Annotated in this window: 16 protein-coding genes; 8 read left to right on the forward strand and 8 right to left on the reverse strand. The window is 72.3% G+C overall.

What is annotated here, in order from left to right:
* Positions 1-25 precede the first annotated feature (25 nt).
* Positions 26-502: a GbsR/MarR family transcriptional regulator gene (locus F6W97_RS17105; RefSeq protein WP_155371351.1), complete on the forward strand. Its 477-nt coding sequence runs from the start codon at positions 26-28 to the stop codon at positions 500-502.
* A 133-nt stretch (positions 503-635) separates the two neighbouring features.
* On the opposite strand, the gene F6W97_RS17110 is transcribed toward F6W97_RS17105, so the two are convergent.
* The 5 genes from F6W97_RS17110 to F6W97_RS17130 form a co-directional block, all read right to left on the reverse strand.
* Entirely contained in the window at positions 636-1,238 is a 603-nt protein-coding gene (locus tag F6W97_RS17110; RefSeq protein WP_155371352.1) for a class I SAM-dependent methyltransferase, read from the reverse strand.
* 52 nt (positions 1,239-1,290) lie between these two features.
* On the reverse strand, positions 1,291-3,483 hold the full coding sequence (locus F6W97_RS17115) for an acyltransferase family protein (RefSeq protein ID WP_407924582.1): 2,193 nt from the start codon (positions 3,481-3,483) through the stop codon (positions 1,291-1,293).
* A 208-nt stretch (positions 3,484-3,691) separates the two neighbouring features.
* Complete coding sequence (locus F6W97_RS17120) at positions 3,692-4,372, reverse strand: DUF4166 domain-containing protein (protein ID WP_155371354.1); 681 nt, start codon at positions 4,370-4,372, stop codon at positions 3,692-3,694.
* Positions 4,369-4,929: an SRPBCC family protein gene (locus tag F6W97_RS17125; RefSeq protein ID WP_230686749.1), complete on the reverse strand. Its 561-nt coding sequence runs from the start codon at positions 4,927-4,929 to the stop codon at positions 4,369-4,371. Before F6W97_RS17125 ends, F6W97_RS17120 begins: the two co-directional genes overlap by 4 nt.
* A 96-nt stretch (positions 4,930-5,025) precedes the next feature.
* A complete protein-coding gene (locus F6W97_RS17130) occupies positions 5,026-5,826 on the reverse strand; it encodes a helix-turn-helix domain-containing protein (protein WP_155371355.1) in 801 nt (266 codons plus the stop codon).
* A gap of 42 nt (positions 5,827-5,868) precedes the next feature.
* On the opposite strand from F6W97_RS17130, the gene F6W97_RS17135 reads away from it, so the two are divergent.
* The 3 genes from F6W97_RS17135 (at position 5,869) to F6W97_RS17145 (ending at position 8,897) form a co-directional block, all read left to right on the forward strand.
* On the forward strand, positions 5,869-6,441 hold the full coding sequence (locus tag F6W97_RS17135; protein ID WP_155371356.1) for a TIGR03086 family metal-binding protein: 573 nt from the start codon (positions 5,869-5,871) through the stop codon (positions 6,439-6,441).
* A 106-nt stretch (positions 6,442-6,547) separates the two neighbouring features.
* A complete protein-coding gene (locus F6W97_RS17140; protein ID WP_155371357.1) occupies positions 6,548-7,234 on the forward strand; it encodes a response regulator transcription factor in 687 nt (228 codons plus the stop codon).
* Positions 7,235-7,259: 25 nt separating this feature from the next.
* Positions 7,260-8,897, forward strand: a complete 1,638-nt coding sequence (locus F6W97_RS17145; RefSeq protein WP_155371358.1) for a sensor histidine kinase — start codon at positions 7,260-7,262, stop codon at positions 8,895-8,897.
* A 4-nt stretch (positions 8,898-8,901) separates the two neighbouring features.
* Here F6W97_RS17145 and F6W97_RS17150 read toward each other — a convergent pair whose 3' ends face one another.
* Positions 8,902-9,408 (reverse strand): NUDIX domain-containing protein, encoded by a 507-nt coding sequence (locus F6W97_RS17150; RefSeq protein WP_155371359.1) that lies wholly within the window; start codon positions 9,406-9,408, stop codon positions 8,902-8,904.
* A 103-nt stretch (positions 9,409-9,511) separates the two neighbouring features.
* Here F6W97_RS17150 and F6W97_RS17155 point away from each other — a divergent pair, with 103 nt between their 5' ends.
* Entirely contained in the window at positions 9,512-10,306 is a 795-nt protein-coding gene (locus F6W97_RS17155) for a protein phosphatase 2C domain-containing protein (RefSeq protein ID WP_155371360.1), read from the forward strand.
* A 306-nt stretch (positions 10,307-10,612) separates the two neighbouring features.
* Positions 10,613-11,224, forward strand: a complete 612-nt coding sequence (locus tag F6W97_RS17160; RefSeq protein ID WP_230686750.1) for a DUF3152 domain-containing protein — start codon at positions 10,613-10,615, stop codon at positions 11,222-11,224.
* 20 nt (positions 11,225-11,244) lie between these two features.
* Here F6W97_RS17160 and F6W97_RS17165 read toward each other — a convergent pair whose 3' ends face one another.
* Positions 11,245-11,634 carry a hypothetical protein gene (locus F6W97_RS17165; protein ID WP_155371362.1) on the reverse strand — a complete coding sequence of 130 codons (390 nt, stop codon included), beginning with the start codon at positions 11,632-11,634 and terminating at the stop codon, positions 11,245-11,247.
* Positions 11,635-11,729: 95 nt separating this feature from the next.
* Between F6W97_RS17165 and F6W97_RS17170 the strand changes: the two genes are divergently transcribed.
* Positions 11,730-12,323, forward strand: coding sequence for a hypothetical protein (locus tag F6W97_RS17170; RefSeq protein ID WP_155371363.1), 594 nt, complete (start codon positions 11,730-11,732; stop codon positions 12,321-12,323).
* Positions 12,324-12,470: 147 nt separating this feature from the next.
* Complete coding sequence (locus tag F6W97_RS17175; RefSeq protein ID WP_155371364.1) at positions 12,471-12,947, forward strand: hypothetical protein; 477 nt, start codon at positions 12,471-12,473, stop codon at positions 12,945-12,947.
* 98 nt (positions 12,948-13,045) lie between these two features.
* On the opposite strand, the gene F6W97_RS17180 is transcribed toward F6W97_RS17175, so the two are convergent.
* Positions 13,046-14,074: a LacI family DNA-binding transcriptional regulator gene (locus F6W97_RS17180; RefSeq protein ID WP_155371365.1), complete on the reverse strand. Its 1,029-nt coding sequence runs from the start codon at positions 14,072-14,074 to the stop codon at positions 13,046-13,048.
* Between the last annotated feature and the right edge of the window lie 146 nt (positions 14,075-14,220).

Here is a 14,220-nt window from a genome sequence, read left to right on the forward strand (position 1 = left end):
GGCGGCGGTGATGGAGGATGTGCGGATGGCAGAACGTGACGAGGAAGCCGTACGGCGGTTCGTCGAGCACCTGGCGATGACGCTGAACGACCTCGGTTTCCCCCGGATGCCTGCGCGGGTGCTCGGCGCGCTGACGGTCGCCGAGGACGGCGTGCTGACCGCCGCCCAGCTCGGCGAATGGCTCGGGGTCAGTCCTGCCGCCGCCTCCGAGGCCGTGCGCTACCTGGTCCAGATCGGACTGGTGCTGCGGGAGCCGGTGCCCGGTTCCCGCAGCACCCGCTACCGCTCGGTCGGTAACTCCTGGTACATGGCCAGCGTGGCCAAGGGTGGCGTCTACAAGCAGGTTGCCGACGTGATGAGCGAGGGTGTCTCCGCGGTCGGCGCGGACACCGCCGCCGGTGCCCGCATCACCGAGATGACCGAGTTCTTCCTGTTCCTGCAGGAGGAGATCGCCGCCCTCGTCGAGAAGTGGCAGGCGACCCGCACCACCCGCACCTCCTGAGCCCACCCGGGCGCCCGGCAGCTCGCCCGGGTGCCGGTTCGGCCGAGCCGGCCGAAGATCGCCGTCTGTCGGAAGCTGCGGGTGAACCCGGATGCCGACCCGAAACAGCGGTCATTACACGGCCGTCCCCGCCTCAGGCCGGACGGCGCAGCACCGTCACCGCGAAATCGGCGTCCGGCCGCCACGGGCGCAGGTCCCAGGTGGCGAAACGGTGCTCCACCACGAGTCCGGCCCCGGCGGCGTGGGCGTCGAAGTCGGCCAGGTCGTACCCGCGTCCGGTGCCGAAGCCGACCACCACCGGACCGTCGGGGCGCACATGTGCGCCGACCCGGCGCAGCACCTCGGCCTCGGTGTCCGGCGCGAGGTAGAGCATCACGTTGCCGGCCAGGATCGCGGCGTCGAACAACCGCGAGTGGCCGCCCGAGCGCAGGTCGAGCTCGGTGAGGTCGCCGACGGCCCACTCGACGTCCGGGAAGTCATGGCGGGCCGCCTCGATCAGGGTCTCGTCGGCGTCGACGCCGAGCACGGCGTGCCCACGTGCCGCGAGGGCCGCGCCCACCCGGCCGCTGCCGCAACCCGCGTCGAGCACGGTCGACCCGGGCGCGATGACCGCGTCGAGCATCCGCGCCTCCCCGGCCAGGTCACGCCCCTCGGCCGCCATCTGCCGGAAGCGGTCGACGAGCCGCTGGGAGTGGCCCTGCGTGGTGTCGGTCACCCATCGGGTCTGCTGTGCCATGGTCACCTCTCTCGGTTCCGTCCCGTCCACCCTGCCAGGTGGCGGCCGCCGGTCAGCCGAAGGCCCGGTCGGCCAGCGGAGAGGACCGCAGCGTGTCCGTCAGGGCGGTGGCGAGCCGTGGCGCGAGCGAACGGGCGTACGTCGCGGTCAGGTGGTTGTCGTCGCGGTAGATGAGCACGTTGCCGAGCACCGCCGGGCACCGGTCGCCGGGGCAGATCGACTCGGTCAGGTCGATCACGGCGAGCCCGGCCGCGCTCGCCGCGCGCTGCTGCATCACGCTGGAGGCCTCGGCCTCCTGGCGCGGAAAGGCGCACCGGGTCAGCTGCTCGCGGTTCTTCGCCACGCACTCGGGGATGTCCAGGTCGGGACGGGGCACGTCGCGCAGTACGACCACGAGGGGGCCGGCCGCGGACAGGCCGCTCCAGCTGGTGCGCATGGCCTGCTCGGCGGCCTGGATACCCTCAGGGCTGAGGTGGGACAGCTGCTTGCCCTTGCTGGTGACGACGTAGCGCGCGCTGTTGGACACGATCACCAGGTCGGGCCGCTCCGGACCGGCCAGCCGGGACTTGACCTCGGCGTTCCACTCGGTGCAGTCCTTGAACGGCTTGCCCTTGTAGAGCACCTCGGCATCGAGCAGCGGGCAGGCGGACTTCAGGTAGGTGACCAGCTTCCAGCCCTGCTCGCGGGCGACGGTCTCGACGGCCGGGAACCAGTGCGCGGCGTGCGAGTCGCCCACGAGCGCGACCGTGAACACCCCGTCCGGGGCGCCGAAGACGCAGGTGCGGACAGGTTCGCCCAGCGAGGAGATGCACGTGGAGCCGTTGCCGTACGCGCCGCCGAGGTCGTCGCGGGCCGCCGCGGGGTCGGGGCTGATGTGGTCCACCTGGTCGACGAGCACCGGGGGCGCCTGCGACGCCGACGGCGCGGGCAGGGCGGCCGCACCCGCGCTCACCACGTCGGGGTCCACCCGGGTCGCGGCCGGCAGGACCACGAACTGGAAGGTCAGCGCCGCGGCCAGCGGGATGACCGTGCAGGCCAGGCCGAGCTGGAGGGCGCGCGCCGGCCGGACGGAGAACCTGGCGCCGAACCGGACCGGGTTCTCCACGAACCGGTGGGTGAGCACGGCCGGGACGGCGCTGAAGGCCACCACGCCCAGCCCCTGCAGCGGGCTCAGCGGCCCGAACTGCGAGTCGGCCACCATCAGCAGCGGCCAGTGCCACAGGTAGAGCGAGTACGACACCGCTCCGATCGCGCGCACCGGGCGCAGGCCGAGCACGAGTTCGGGTCCGCGCCGCCCGGCCGTCATGCCACCGGCGATGATCGCCGCCGTGCCCAGCGTCGGCAGCAGCGCGGCGTACCCGGGAAACGGGGTCGCCTTGTCGGTGACCAGCGCTGCGACGACCACCGCGACCAGGCCGACCCAGCCCAGCACCGCGCCTGCGCTGCGCGGCATCCTGGCGAGCCGTCCGCCGAGGATGGCCACGCCCGCGCCGAGCGCGAGTTCCCACAGCCGGGTCGTGGTGACGAAGTAGGCGCGGGCGGGGTCGGTCTCGGTGAGCTGGATCGACCACACCAGCGACGGGATGCCGATCAGGGCGAGCCCGGCCAGGAACAGCGGGCGCGTCCGGCGCGGGCCGCCGCGCCGGGCGGCCAGCCAGCTGACCGCGATCAGCAGCAGCGGCCAGACCAGGTAGAACTGCTCCTCGACGGCCAGCGACCAGAAGTGCTGCAGGATGCTGGGGGCGTCCGTGGCGGCGAGGTAGTCCACGGCCTGATCGGCCAGGCGCCAGTTCATCACGTACAGCCCGCTGGCGATCACGTCCCAGCCGATGCCGCGCCACCGCGTGGTCGGCAGGAGCGTGTAGGTCAACACCAGGGACGCGGCCAGCACCACGGCCGCCGCCGGCAGCAGGCGCTTGGCACGCCGTGCGTAGAAGCCGGTCAGCGAGATGCGGCCGGTCCGCTCGATCTCGGACACCAGCAGGCCGGTGATGAGGAATCCGGAGATCACGAAGAAGACGTCCACGCCGACGAACCCGCCGGACACCGCGCTCACCCCGGCGTGGCCCACCATCACCAGCACCACGGCCAGAGCCCGGATGCCCTCGATGTCCCGGCGGAACCCCGCGTGGGCCGGTTTCGGCTGCGCCGGGGTTGCTGCCGGGGCAGGATCAGCCGGTGCTGGCGGTACGAGCGGCTCCGCCGGTGCCGCTGGGACCTGCTGCTCCGTACGCGGAGCGGGCACGGCCGGTGTCTGCGGCTCCGGCCGCGCGGTCCGTTTGGCCTCTAAGCTGTGCAGCTCCACCGGTACGTCTGGTGCTGGCTGGGCACTCCGCTCCGCCATCGGTGATTCTCCCGGTGTGAAGCCCCCGCAACACGACCGCACCAGTGGATCAAGGCTGGTGCGCCGCCGACTCTAGCAGCGGCCGCGCCGGTCGGGGCATCGTGGGCGGTCAGTAGCGGGGCTGCTCGCGGTAGGGCTTGACGGAGGCGGGGACCGGCGCGGCGTCGGTGTCCACGTAGCGAACGGTGAAGGCGCCGGTGTAGCCGAACACGGGCCCGAACCACGGGTTGACCACCCGCACGTCGATGCGGAAGACGCCGGCCGCGTCGTCGTAGCGTTCGTGGACGTCGGCGACCGCGGTCGCGGCGGCCGGCAGCCTGGTGTCCACACCGGGTCCGCGGAAGCGCATCTGCCCGCTGCGCAGGTGCAGACCGCCCTGCTCGTCGACGCGAAGGTGCAGGTCGGCGGCGATGTGCTGGTGCGTGCCGAGGTAGTCGACGATCACCTCGCGGTGCGGGTCCCAGACCATCGTGGCGTCGAACCGGCGCCGCCGCCGGGGCAGTTCGAAGGTGCGTACGAAGGTGAGCGTCTCGCGGCCGTAGGAGTCGGGGTAGGCATAGTTCTCGATGGTGAACGGCACGTTGCGGCCCTGCTCGGGGAACAGGATGTTGCGCATGGTGCCCAGCGCGAGAAACGGCCGGGTGTACGCGGGCCCGCGCCAGATGCGGTCCATGACACCGTGGCCGACGCAGCCGCGCCCGTCGGTGCTGGTGAAGCCGAAGCGCTCCCGCAGGCGCGGGTGCAGGCGGTCGAAGTCATCGCCGAGCGCGGTGTGGAACAGCGAGTTCACAGTGCCTCCAGCAGGGATGGGGCGCGGCCGGCGGTCCGGTCCGGCGGGACGCGCAGGCAGCGGCCGGCAGACGGCGCACCCCAGCGGGGCAGCAGCCGCAGCGGCGAACGCCGGGGGGCGACGCCGTCCTCCAGCCAGATGCGCAGGCGGTCGAAGGACCAGGCGGTCGCCCAGCCCATGAGCGGGCGCATGACCAGGTCGAGCAGCGGCCAGCGCGGCGTGTAGTCGTACCCGGTCAGGAAGCGCACCCCGGTGGGTGTCGGCACGTACCGCCAGTAACCGGAGCCGGTCATCAGCCGGGAGTGGAAGCGCAGCGCGGAGGTGCGGGTGCCGTCGGGGCGCAAGCGCTCGCCCGCGGTGACGCCCTCGCCCGCCACGGTGAGGCCGGGCAGGAGCCGGGTCGCGTACCGGAAGCGCTGCGGGCTGGTGCCGGGCAGGTACTCGATGGTGGTGAACCGGGCGTCCCAGCGCTGGTGCAGCGCCGGGTCCTGGGTGAACTCCCAGACTCTGTCGAGCTCGGCCCGGATGTGGACCTCGATGTACAACGGGCGTGCCACCGGTCTCCGCCTCTCCCGAACCGAGTGTTGAGCGATCGCTCAAACAGACTGTACGACTGTTTGAGCGATCGCTCAAGTGTCATTTTCGAGGGGCGGTCAGCGCAGCGAGGCCGCGTACGCGGCAGGCGGCAGCCCGATCGTGGCGGTGACCTCGCGAACCAGGTGCGCCTGGTCGCTGTAGCCCAGCTCCCCGGCGACCGCCGCCCAGTCCACCTCGCCCTCGGCGCGCTCGATCGCCCCGTGCACCCGGTAGCGCAGGATCACCTGCTTGGGGCCGATGCCCACGTACTGCGTGAACAGGCGCTGCAAGGAGCGCACCGACAAACCCGCCTGCTGCGCCAGCTGCTCGACCCGGCGCAGCTCCCGGTCGTGCCGGATCCGGTGCACCAGCCGCATCGCCAGGCGCACCGGCTCGTCGGCCTCCGGCCGCAGGCTCAGCAGCAGCTCGTCGAGCACCGCGGCCGCCGCCGGGTCCGTCGCCGCGGCCGCCAGCCGCTCACCGGGGTCGGCCACCGGCAGGACCTGCGCCAGCGGCACCCGCCGGCCGGTCAGCTCCGCGGCCGTTCGGCCCGAGAACGCCCGGAACGCGCCCGGCCGGAACCGCACCCCGCGCACCCAGCCCTGCTCGGCCAGCTTGACGGAGAACAGCTCCCGGTCGACGCCGGACACCTCGCAGGTCACCGGGTCGTCCGCGGTCGGTCGTTGCACGAAGAGGTTCACCGCCGGATGCCCGACGACGTGCTGCTCGAACGGCCGGTCCAGATCCCAGTCGAGGAACCAGTAGTGCTCGACCAGCTCCGCCAGCTCGGCCGCGGGGGCCAGCCGCCGGAACCGCACCTGCCGCAGCAGCTCGGCGGGGTCGACGATGCCCCGGGTGTCCCGGCGTGGCTGTCGCAATTGTTCAAGACCTCCCGCGGCCCGCTGATTAGCGTTCGGCGCATGACCGCGATCTCGAACCTACTACGCGCATCCGCAGACCGGGCCGTGCCCGTTCTCGATGCCGTCACCGACGACCAGCTCGACGCCGCGACCCCGTGCGCCGGGTTCCGGGTCGGTGACCTGGTCAACCACCTGTTCCAGGTCGTCGTGAACTTCCAGAGCCTGGCCCGCCGCGAGGTCGCCGACTTCTCCGGCACCCCCGACGTGCTCGGCACGGACTGGCGTGCCCGCTTCGCCGCCGAGACCGACGCCCTCGTACAGGCCTGGACACCCGAGTCGGTGCTGGCGGGCGTCTCGCCCGGGATGGGCCTGCCCCAGCCGGCCGTCGGCCGCATGGCGCTGCTGGACCTCACCCTGCACCCGTGGGACCTCGCCGTCGCCACCGGCCTGCCGTACGCGCCGGACCCGGCCGCCGTCGCCGAGCTGCTCACCATGGTCGACGAGATGGGGCCCAGGGCCAGGGAGTGGAAGGTCTTCGGCGAACAGGTGCCGGTGGCCGCCGATGCCGACCCGTTCACCCGGCTGCTCGGCGGGACCGGTCGCGACCCGCACTGGCGGCGCCCGTCCGCATGAAGAACCGGTGAAGAAACGGTCCGGCGGTGATGAAGCGCCCCGCCGGGCCGGTGCCACCGCGTTGACCGGCGGCTAAGGTCGGACCTTCCAGACCAGGAGGGCCGCAGTGAGCGCGCGCGTGCTGATCGCCGAGGACGACCCCAAGCAGGCCCACCTGCTGCGCGTCTACCTCGAACGCGAGGGCCACAGCGTCCAGGTCGTCGGCGACGGCCTCGCGGCGCTGGAACGCTGCCGCGCGTACCGGCCGGACCTGGTCGTGCTCGACGTGATGATGCCGACCCTCGGCGGCCTGGACGTGTGCCGGATCCTGCGGGCCGAGTCCGACGTGGCGATCCTGCTGCTCACCGCCCGCAGCACCGAGGAGGACATTCTCGTCGGCCTCGACCTCGGCGCCGACGACTACGTCACCAAGCCGTTCAGCCCGCGGCAGCTCGCCGCCCGGGTGCGGGCGCTGCTGCGCCGGGCCCGCCCCGGCACCGCCAAGGAGGAGGTCCTGCGGGTCGGCGACCTGGAGATCGACGAAGGACGCTTCGAGGTACGGGCCGCCGGCCGGCTCGTCGCCCTCACCGCCAAGGAGTTCGGCATCCTCGCCGCCCTGGCCGCCGCACCGGGCCGGGTCTTCACCCGGGCGCAGATCATCGACCGGGCGTTCGGGTTCGACAACCACGTCGAGGAGCGCACCGTCGACGCGCACGTGATGAACCTGCGTCGCAAGATCGAGGACGACCCGGCCGAGCCCCGCTACGTGCAGACCGTCTACGGCCGCGGCTACCGGCTGGCCGAGCAGCCGTGAACGGCTCACCCCGGCGGGTGCCCGCATGAGCTTCCGGCTGCGGGTCGTCGCGCTGATCATGTTCATCGCGGTGACGGCCACCGCGGCGACCGCCTGGCTCACCCTCCAGCAGGCCTCGCGCGAGTTCGACCGCACCGCCAGCGCCAGCGCCGAGCAGCAGGCGCTGATCACAGCCGAGCTGGCCGACTTCGCGCGCGGCCACGGCGGCTGGGACGGCGTCGCCGACCGGGTACGCGAGCTGTCCCTGCAGACCGGGCAGCGCATCCAGGTGACCACCGTCTCCGGCACGGTCGTGGCCGACTCCGACCTGCTGTCCGGCACCGCGGCACGCGGCGTCACCGGGCCGGCGCTGCTCGTCGATCCGCGCCCGACCTGGCAGCCCTCGCCGAAATACGGCGCGCCGACCGGGGCCAAGGCCGTGCTGCTGGCCTCGTTCGAATACCGGGTCGGCCTGCGTCTGGCGGCCTGCCTCACCGGGGCGGGGATCGGTGTCCGCCTGACCGGCGGCGACCTGGGCATCCCCACGCCGCAGCCCGTCGTGTACAGCGCGCAGTCCAAAGCGTGCGAGGTCGCGGCGCGAGCACAGGTCCCCGGCGAGATCGACCGGGCATTCGAGGCCGAACTGCGGGCCTGCCAGGGCCAGGCCGTGCAGGCGCTGCCGTGCCTGCAGGACGCGTTCTCGCGGGCCGTCGGCGCGTACGCACCCGCGCAGATGCGGGTCCACCTCGGCGCGGCCGAGCAGCCACGGCCACCGCTGCCGGTGCGATCCGTCGTGCTGACCGCGGCCGTCGTCGCGCTCACCGCCGTGGGTGCGTCCTGGCTGCTCAGCCGCAGGGTGCTGCGCCCCATCGGCGCGCTGACCGCGGCCTCGGCCCGGGTCGGCGAAGGCAAGCTCACCGAACGGGTCCCGGTACGCGGACACGACGAGCTGGCCGGGCTGGCCCGCTCGTTCAACCGCATGGCCGACTCCCTGCAGCGCAGCGAGGAACTGCAACGCCGCATGATCTCCGATGTGGCACACGAGCTGCGCACACCCCTGGCGAACCTGCGCGGCTACCTGGAGGCCCTCAAGGACGGGGTGCTGCCGCCCACGCCCGAGCTGTTCGACTCCCTGCACGACGAAGCCGTGCTGCAGCAGCGCATCGTCGACGACCTGCAGGACCTGGCGCTGGCCGAGGCGGGCGTGCTGACGTACCAGAAGACGCCCCTCGACCTGGGTGAACTCATCGCGACCTGCCGGACGGCACACGCGGCGCTGGCGTCCGCGGCCGGAGTCGCGCTGACCACCGAAGGCACCGGACATCGCCGGGTGCTCGCCGACCCGGACCGGCTGCGCCAGGTCATCGGCAACCTCATCCGCAACGCCCTCGCGGCCACCGCGGCCGGCGGATCCATCACCCTCACCGTCACGGGCGACGGTGACCGGCATGCCGTCCAGGTCGCCGACACCGGCAGCGGCATCGCCGAGGCGGACCTGCCGCACCTGTTCGACCGGCTCTGGCGCGCCGACCGCGCCCGCGGCAGGGGAGAGCGCTACACCACCGGCTCGGGTCTCGGCCTGGCCATCGCCCGGCAGATCATCGCCGACCACGGCGGGACCGTGGACGTCGTCAGCGTGCTGGGCGTGGGCACCACCTTCACCATCCGGCTGCCCGCCGCCTGAACAGTCAGAGCCCCAGGTGGACCGGCTGCTCCGGCAGGCCCTGCGCCAGCAGCGTCGCCAGGGCGGCAGGAAGTGCCCGTGGCGCGAACAGATCGGTCCCCCGGTACTGCGTCAGCTCCTGCTGCGTCCACCAGCGGAACTCGCTGATGTTCTCCTCGGCCAGCTCCGCGTCGGTCATCGCGCCACGCGGCGCGAACGACGCCGTGCGTACCAGGAAGACGTCGTTTATCACCCCGTCGTAGCCGACGATGTGACCCTCCCGGACGACCTCCTGATGCCACACGTGCGGCGGATCGGCGGGCACCGCCAGCCCGATCTCCTCGGCCAGCTCGCGCCGCAGCGCGTCCAGCAGGGACTCGCCGGGCTCGATCCCGCCACCGGGGGTCGCCCACACCACGACCGGTCCCTCCAGCCCGTCGAAGGCGAACCGGCAGAGCAGCACGCGGTCCTGTTCGTCCAGCACGATGGCGCGCACGCCGTGCCGGAGCCGGGGAGAGGTGGGCGGAAGCATGACGACGAACCTACCGCCCGCACGCGTCCGCGTGGGGATGCGCGGCCGCGTGCCGGGCCGGCCGGTGGCGGTAGGGTCGACGTCTCGGCCAGGGGGAGGCGACATGCAGGTGGCGATGACCAGCGTCCCGGCCCGGACCGGGCGCGTGAACGAGGACTTCGCCGCCGCCACCGCGGCGGCCGCGGTGCTCCTCGACGGGGCCGGAATCCCCGGCGCGGACTCGGTCTGCCGGCATGGCGTCGCCTGGTACACCACGCGCCTCGGCGGCAGTCTGCTCGGGCTGCTGTCGCTGCTGCCGGACCAACCCCTGCCGGCGTTACTGGCCGAGGCGATCGAGCAGGTGACCGACGTCCACCGGGACACCTGCGAGGTGGCCGACCCGATCAGCCCGTCGGCGACGGTGGCCATGCTGCGGGTGTCGGGCGACCTCGCCGAATACCTGGTGCTCGGTGACTCGTTCCTGGTGCTCGACCGGGCAGGCGGTGCTCCGCTCGTCGTCGGTGATCCACGGGAGGTGACCGTCAGCCGGACCTACCTGCCCGCGTACGAGGCCACCGCCGAGGGCAGCGAGCAGCGTCGGCAGGTGCTGCGCGATCTGCGCGCCAGACGGAACCGGCCGGGCGGCTTCTGGCTGGCCAAAGACGATCCGCGAGCCGCCGACCAGGCGGTCGTCGGCAGCGTTCCGATCGCCGAGCTGACCTCGGCCGTCCTGCTCAGCAACGGCGCCAGCCGCATCGTGGACCGGTTCGGGCTCACCGACTGGCCGGGCTTGCTGACCCTGCTGGCGTCGAACGGGCCCGCCGAGATCGTCCGTCGGGTCCGGCAGGCGGAGGCGCGCGATGCGGTGGCGGCCGACGACGCGACCATCGTGCACTGCAAGTGCCTCGGCGAGGCCTGATCCGCCAACGGATCCCGTCGCCACCGGTTCTTCAACAGTTCTTGATCACCTGCTGCCTACCGTGCGCCGGTGCCGAACGCCACGCAGACCGAACCCGCTCGTCGCCGGTCCGTCCGACCGAAAAGGACGCCACGGCGGCCGCCGCACCGGATCGCGCTGCTGTGCCTGTCGGTGGGGGCCGCACTGGTCGGGCTGGCTATGCTGCGCGGAACAGACGAGCCAGCCGCGCCGCCGAGTCCCGTGTCCGGTGCCGTCCGGACGTCGCCCACTCCGGCCTTGCCGAGCCCGTCGGCGTCACCGTCGCCGGTGTACCAACTGCCCGGGGACTTCCCCGGGTCCGGGCCCGGCACCTGGAAATACGCGACCGGGCAGGGCGGTGTGCTCGGCCGGGCGGGCGGGCTGCGGCGGTTCCGCGTCGCGGCCGAGACCAACATCGCCGGGGCCGAACTCGCGGAGTTCACCCGCATGGTCGACCTGACCCTCGGCGACCCCCGCAGCTGGATCGGCGGCGGGCAGCGCCGGTTGCAGCGGGTGCCCGCGGGCTCGGCGTACGACTTCACGATCTACCTGGCCACCGGCGAGACCACCCGCAGGCTCTGTGCCACGGGCGGGATGGACACCAGGCTCGACGGGGTGTCGTACACGTCGTGCCGCCTGCCCGGCCGGGTGGTGATCAACCTCAACCGGTGGCGGCTGTCCGTGCCCGACTACGTCCGCGGCCGCATCGAACTGTCGGTGTACCGCAGCTATGTCGTCAACCACGAGGTCGGCCACGAACTCGGCCGCAACCACGAGCGCTGCCCCGGCCGGGGCAGGCCGGCTCCGACGATGCAGCAGCAGACGTACGGCCTGGGGGGCTGCCGTGCCAACCCCTGGCCCTACCTCGACGGCAGGCGTTACACCGGCCCGCCGCTGTGAAACAGGCCGGCAGTGGGACGTCAGGACTCGTGTCGCGAGTGCCGACCGCCACCGTCGGGCGCGGGCGGCAGCGCCTCGGCTGCCTCCGGCTCGCTGTAGCCGAAGGCCCGCTCGGCGAGCATCTGGCCGAATACGCCGTTGAGCCCGCCGCAGTCGCGGCACTGGAAGTTCTCGTCCAGCCGGGGACCGCCGCAGTGGTCGCAGAATCCCAGGTCGCGGGGGTCGTGGTAGTCCTGCAACGCCAGCCTGAGCGCCTGGGCGACGGGTTCGCTCAGCATGAGCCGCGTCTCGCGACCGTCGACCCGCACGGTCAGTTCGGTGCCCGCCGGGGCGTGCGGATCGAGCGCGTGAATCCGCGCCACGAACCCGCCGATCTCACCCAGGATGTCCGTCGGCTGCTCAGTCGCCATGGCTCCGACCGTACGACATCCATGGCCCTGAGTGGTTCCCACGTCGGTCGTCGGACGGGGCGATGGGCGACCTGCTCGGCTGGTAGCCTGCCGCGATGACCTTGGGAGAGCAGGCGCCGTCGCCGTTGCCACGCCGGCCGGCACGTACGCGCGGCATCGTCGTCGCCGGTGCTGTCGTCGCATGTCTGGCACTGGCGGCCGGGATCACCGCGTACGCGGGCGGCTTCTCTGCCGACACCACGTCACCTGCGGTGGAACCACCTGCTTTCGTCGCGGTGACGCAAAGCGCGCCCGCATCCGTCACTCCCGGCGCCTCCGCCGTGGCCAGCCCCAGCCCGGTGGTCCCGTCGCCGACGGCCAAGCCGAGTCCGTCGCGGGCTCCGAAACCGTCACCCAAGCCCAAGCTGGTGCTGAAGAAGATCACGGTGACCGCCGTGAAGTCCGGTGGCAACGTCGTGGCGACGATCAAGGTGACGGCCACGGGGTACGGCAGCGAGACCATCGAGGTGATCTTCTTCTTCGCGGGATCGGGCGACGTGCAGCGGAACTTCACGTTCACCGGCACCGGCGGCAACACCGTCACGAAGAAGATCACGGTGCCGGATCGCTGCAGTCCCGGCTACACCGGATCGGTGATCGCGAGCGTGCAGGGTGACACCTCCGTGCAGGACAGCGTCGACATCTGCTGATCGGGCGAATGCCTTCGGTGCGCCGCTCGTCGTGATGGTCGGCCCCGCCGACGCCGTGGCTCCGACCGTACGACTTCCGCGGTCCTGACTCGACGACGGCCGTGCTGCTGAAGGAACCCACTCCGGCTGGGAGGCGTCGAAGGCCGCATGCGACGACTGCTGCTCGTGGTGTTCGGTGTGCTGGGCGTGCTGCTGCTCGCGGTGCCGGCGGGAGCGTGTGCGCCGTGCGTGCCGCTCACCGACGCGGAGAAGCTCCAGCGGGCCGATCTTGTGGTGGTCGGGGTGGTCAGCGATCTCGACTCGATCTTCTCGGAGTCGGCGACCGTGCGAGTGGCGGAGGTCGTCAAAGGACAAGCCGGGAAGGAGATCTCGCTCGCCGATCCGCGTGGCAATCCGTGCCTGTCGCCGCTGAACGAAGGACATCGCTACCGCCTCTACCTGGTCCGGTCGGGTGACGGCTGGGCGAGGATGGCCTGCGCCGCCGCGGAGCGGCAGAGCACAGAGCCGGTCCTCGCCTGGTGGCGGATCCACGACGAGTGGGTCACCACGGCCGCCGTAGCCACCGGCGCCGTGTTCCTGGTGCTCGCGGCCGCCCGCATACGCCGCCGCCGAGCATCCGCCTGAACCGGGCGCCTCCGGTGCCTGTTGCAGTTTCAGGGAAACTGCACGGTCGGAGGCGAGGATTGGTGCAGTTTCCCTGAAGCTGCGGCGACGGGCGGTCGTCAGGCCTGTTGGGGGAGGGGGCCGGTGGATTCGCGCACGACGAGGCGGCAGGGCTGGCGGATGACGCCGGACGACGGGGTGCCGTCGAGGGCGGCGAACAGGTGCATGACGGCGGTCGCGCCGAGCTGCTCCAGGTTCAGGTCGACGGTGGTCAGCGGCGGCCGGCAGTCGGCGGCCATCTCCTCCCAGTTGTCGTAACCGATGATGGCGACGTCGTCGGGCACCCGGCAGCCGTGCTCCTGCAGCGCCTGGGCTGCCCCGGCGGCGATCTGGTCGTTGCCGCAGAAGATCGCGTCGATCTCGGGATGCGCGGTGATCAGCATCCGGGCGGCGTGCCGTCCCCAGCGCTGCGACCACTCGCCGTACAGCGGCTCGCCGCCGACCAGCGCCAACCCGGACTCGGCCAGCACGGCCTGAAGTCCGGTGACCCGATCCCGGGCGGCGCGGTAGCTCTGCGGCCCCGTGATGTGCGCGATGTTGCGCCGCCGCAGACTGACCAGGTGCTCCATGGCCAGCCGCCCACCGCCCTCGTCGTCGGCGAGCACGCTGAGGTCGGCCGGGTCGGTGGACTGGCCGTACACGTACACGACCGGCACCGGGATATCGCGGCTCAGTGACGGACGCAGATCGTTGCTGTCGCCGAGGATGATGAACCCGTCGACCTGCCGCGCGAGCAGGGTCCGGATGTAGTGCTGGCGGCGGATCGCGTCACCGCGGGCGTCGCACAGCAGCACCGACATCTGCTCGTTGCCGAGCGCGTTCTCGGCGCCGAGCAGGATCGGGATGGAGAACCGGCCGCCGAGTTCGTCGGTGAGCAGGCCGATGGTGCGGGTGCGCCCGGAGATCAGCCCACGGGCCAGCACGTTGGGCTGGAAGCTGAGCTGGTTGGCGGCCTGCAGCACGCGCAGCCGGGTGTCGGGTGCGACCTCGCCGCGCGCGTTGAGGGCCTTGGACGCGGTCGCCACGGACACCCCCGCCAGCCGTGCCACGTCGGTGAGGGTCACCGACGTCGATCGCCGCCTGCCCATGGAAAGCCTTTCGCTCGTTTTTCGACAACGTGTCGGAGCTTACGCACGGAACCGTTGCTGTGCATAGCCCTGGCCACGTTATCGAGATGTGACACGACGGCCATCTTGCCGAAAAGGTTTTCGGCATCCATGGTTGCTCCAACGTG

It is taken from the genome of Catellatospora vulcania, from assembly GCF_009720385.1.
In the GTDB taxonomy this organism is placed as follows: Bacteria; Actinomycetota; Actinomycetes; order Mycobacteriales; family Micromonosporaceae; genus Catellatospora; species Catellatospora vulcania.

What these genes read in the sequence shown, in the direction of transcription:
- F6W97_RS17175 (WP_155371364.1), top strand. Translation starts at nt 12,471, where the DNA reads ATGCGACGACTGCTGCTCGTGGTGTTCGGTGTGCTGGGCGTGCTGCTG.
- F6W97_RS17170 (WP_155371363.1), top strand. Translation starts at nt 11,730, where the DNA reads ATGACCTTGGGAGAGCAGGCGCCGTCGCCGTTGCCACGCCGGCCGGCA.
- F6W97_RS17165 (WP_155371362.1), bottom strand. Translation starts at nt 11,634, where the DNA reads ATGGCGACTGAGCAGCCGACGGACATCCTGGGTGAGATCGGCGGGTTC.
- F6W97_RS17180 (WP_155371365.1), bottom strand. Translation starts at nt 14,074, where the DNA reads ATGGGCAGGCGGCGATCGACGTCGGTGACCCTCACCGACGTGGCACGG.
- F6W97_RS17145 (WP_155371358.1), top strand. Translation starts at nt 7,260, where the DNA reads ATGAGCTTCCGGCTGCGGGTCGTCGCGCTGATCATGTTCATCGCGGTG.
- F6W97_RS17105 (WP_155371351.1), top strand. Translation starts at nt 26, where the DNA reads ATGGCAGAACGTGACGAGGAAGCCGTACGGCGGTTCGTCGAGCACCTG.
- F6W97_RS17155 (WP_155371360.1), top strand. Translation starts at nt 9,512, where the DNA reads ATGCAGGTGGCGATGACCAGCGTCCCGGCCCGGACCGGGCGCGTGAAC.
- F6W97_RS17150 (WP_155371359.1), bottom strand. Translation starts at nt 9,408, where the DNA reads ATGCTTCCGCCCACCTCTCCCCGGCTCCGGCACGGCGTGCGCGCCATC.
- F6W97_RS17110 (WP_155371352.1), bottom strand. Translation starts at nt 1,238, where the DNA reads ATGGCACAGCAGACCCGATGGGTGACCGACACCACGCAGGGCCACTCC.
- F6W97_RS17135 (WP_155371356.1), top strand. Translation starts at nt 5,869, where the DNA reads ATGACCGCGATCTCGAACCTACTACGCGCATCCGCAGACCGGGCCGTG.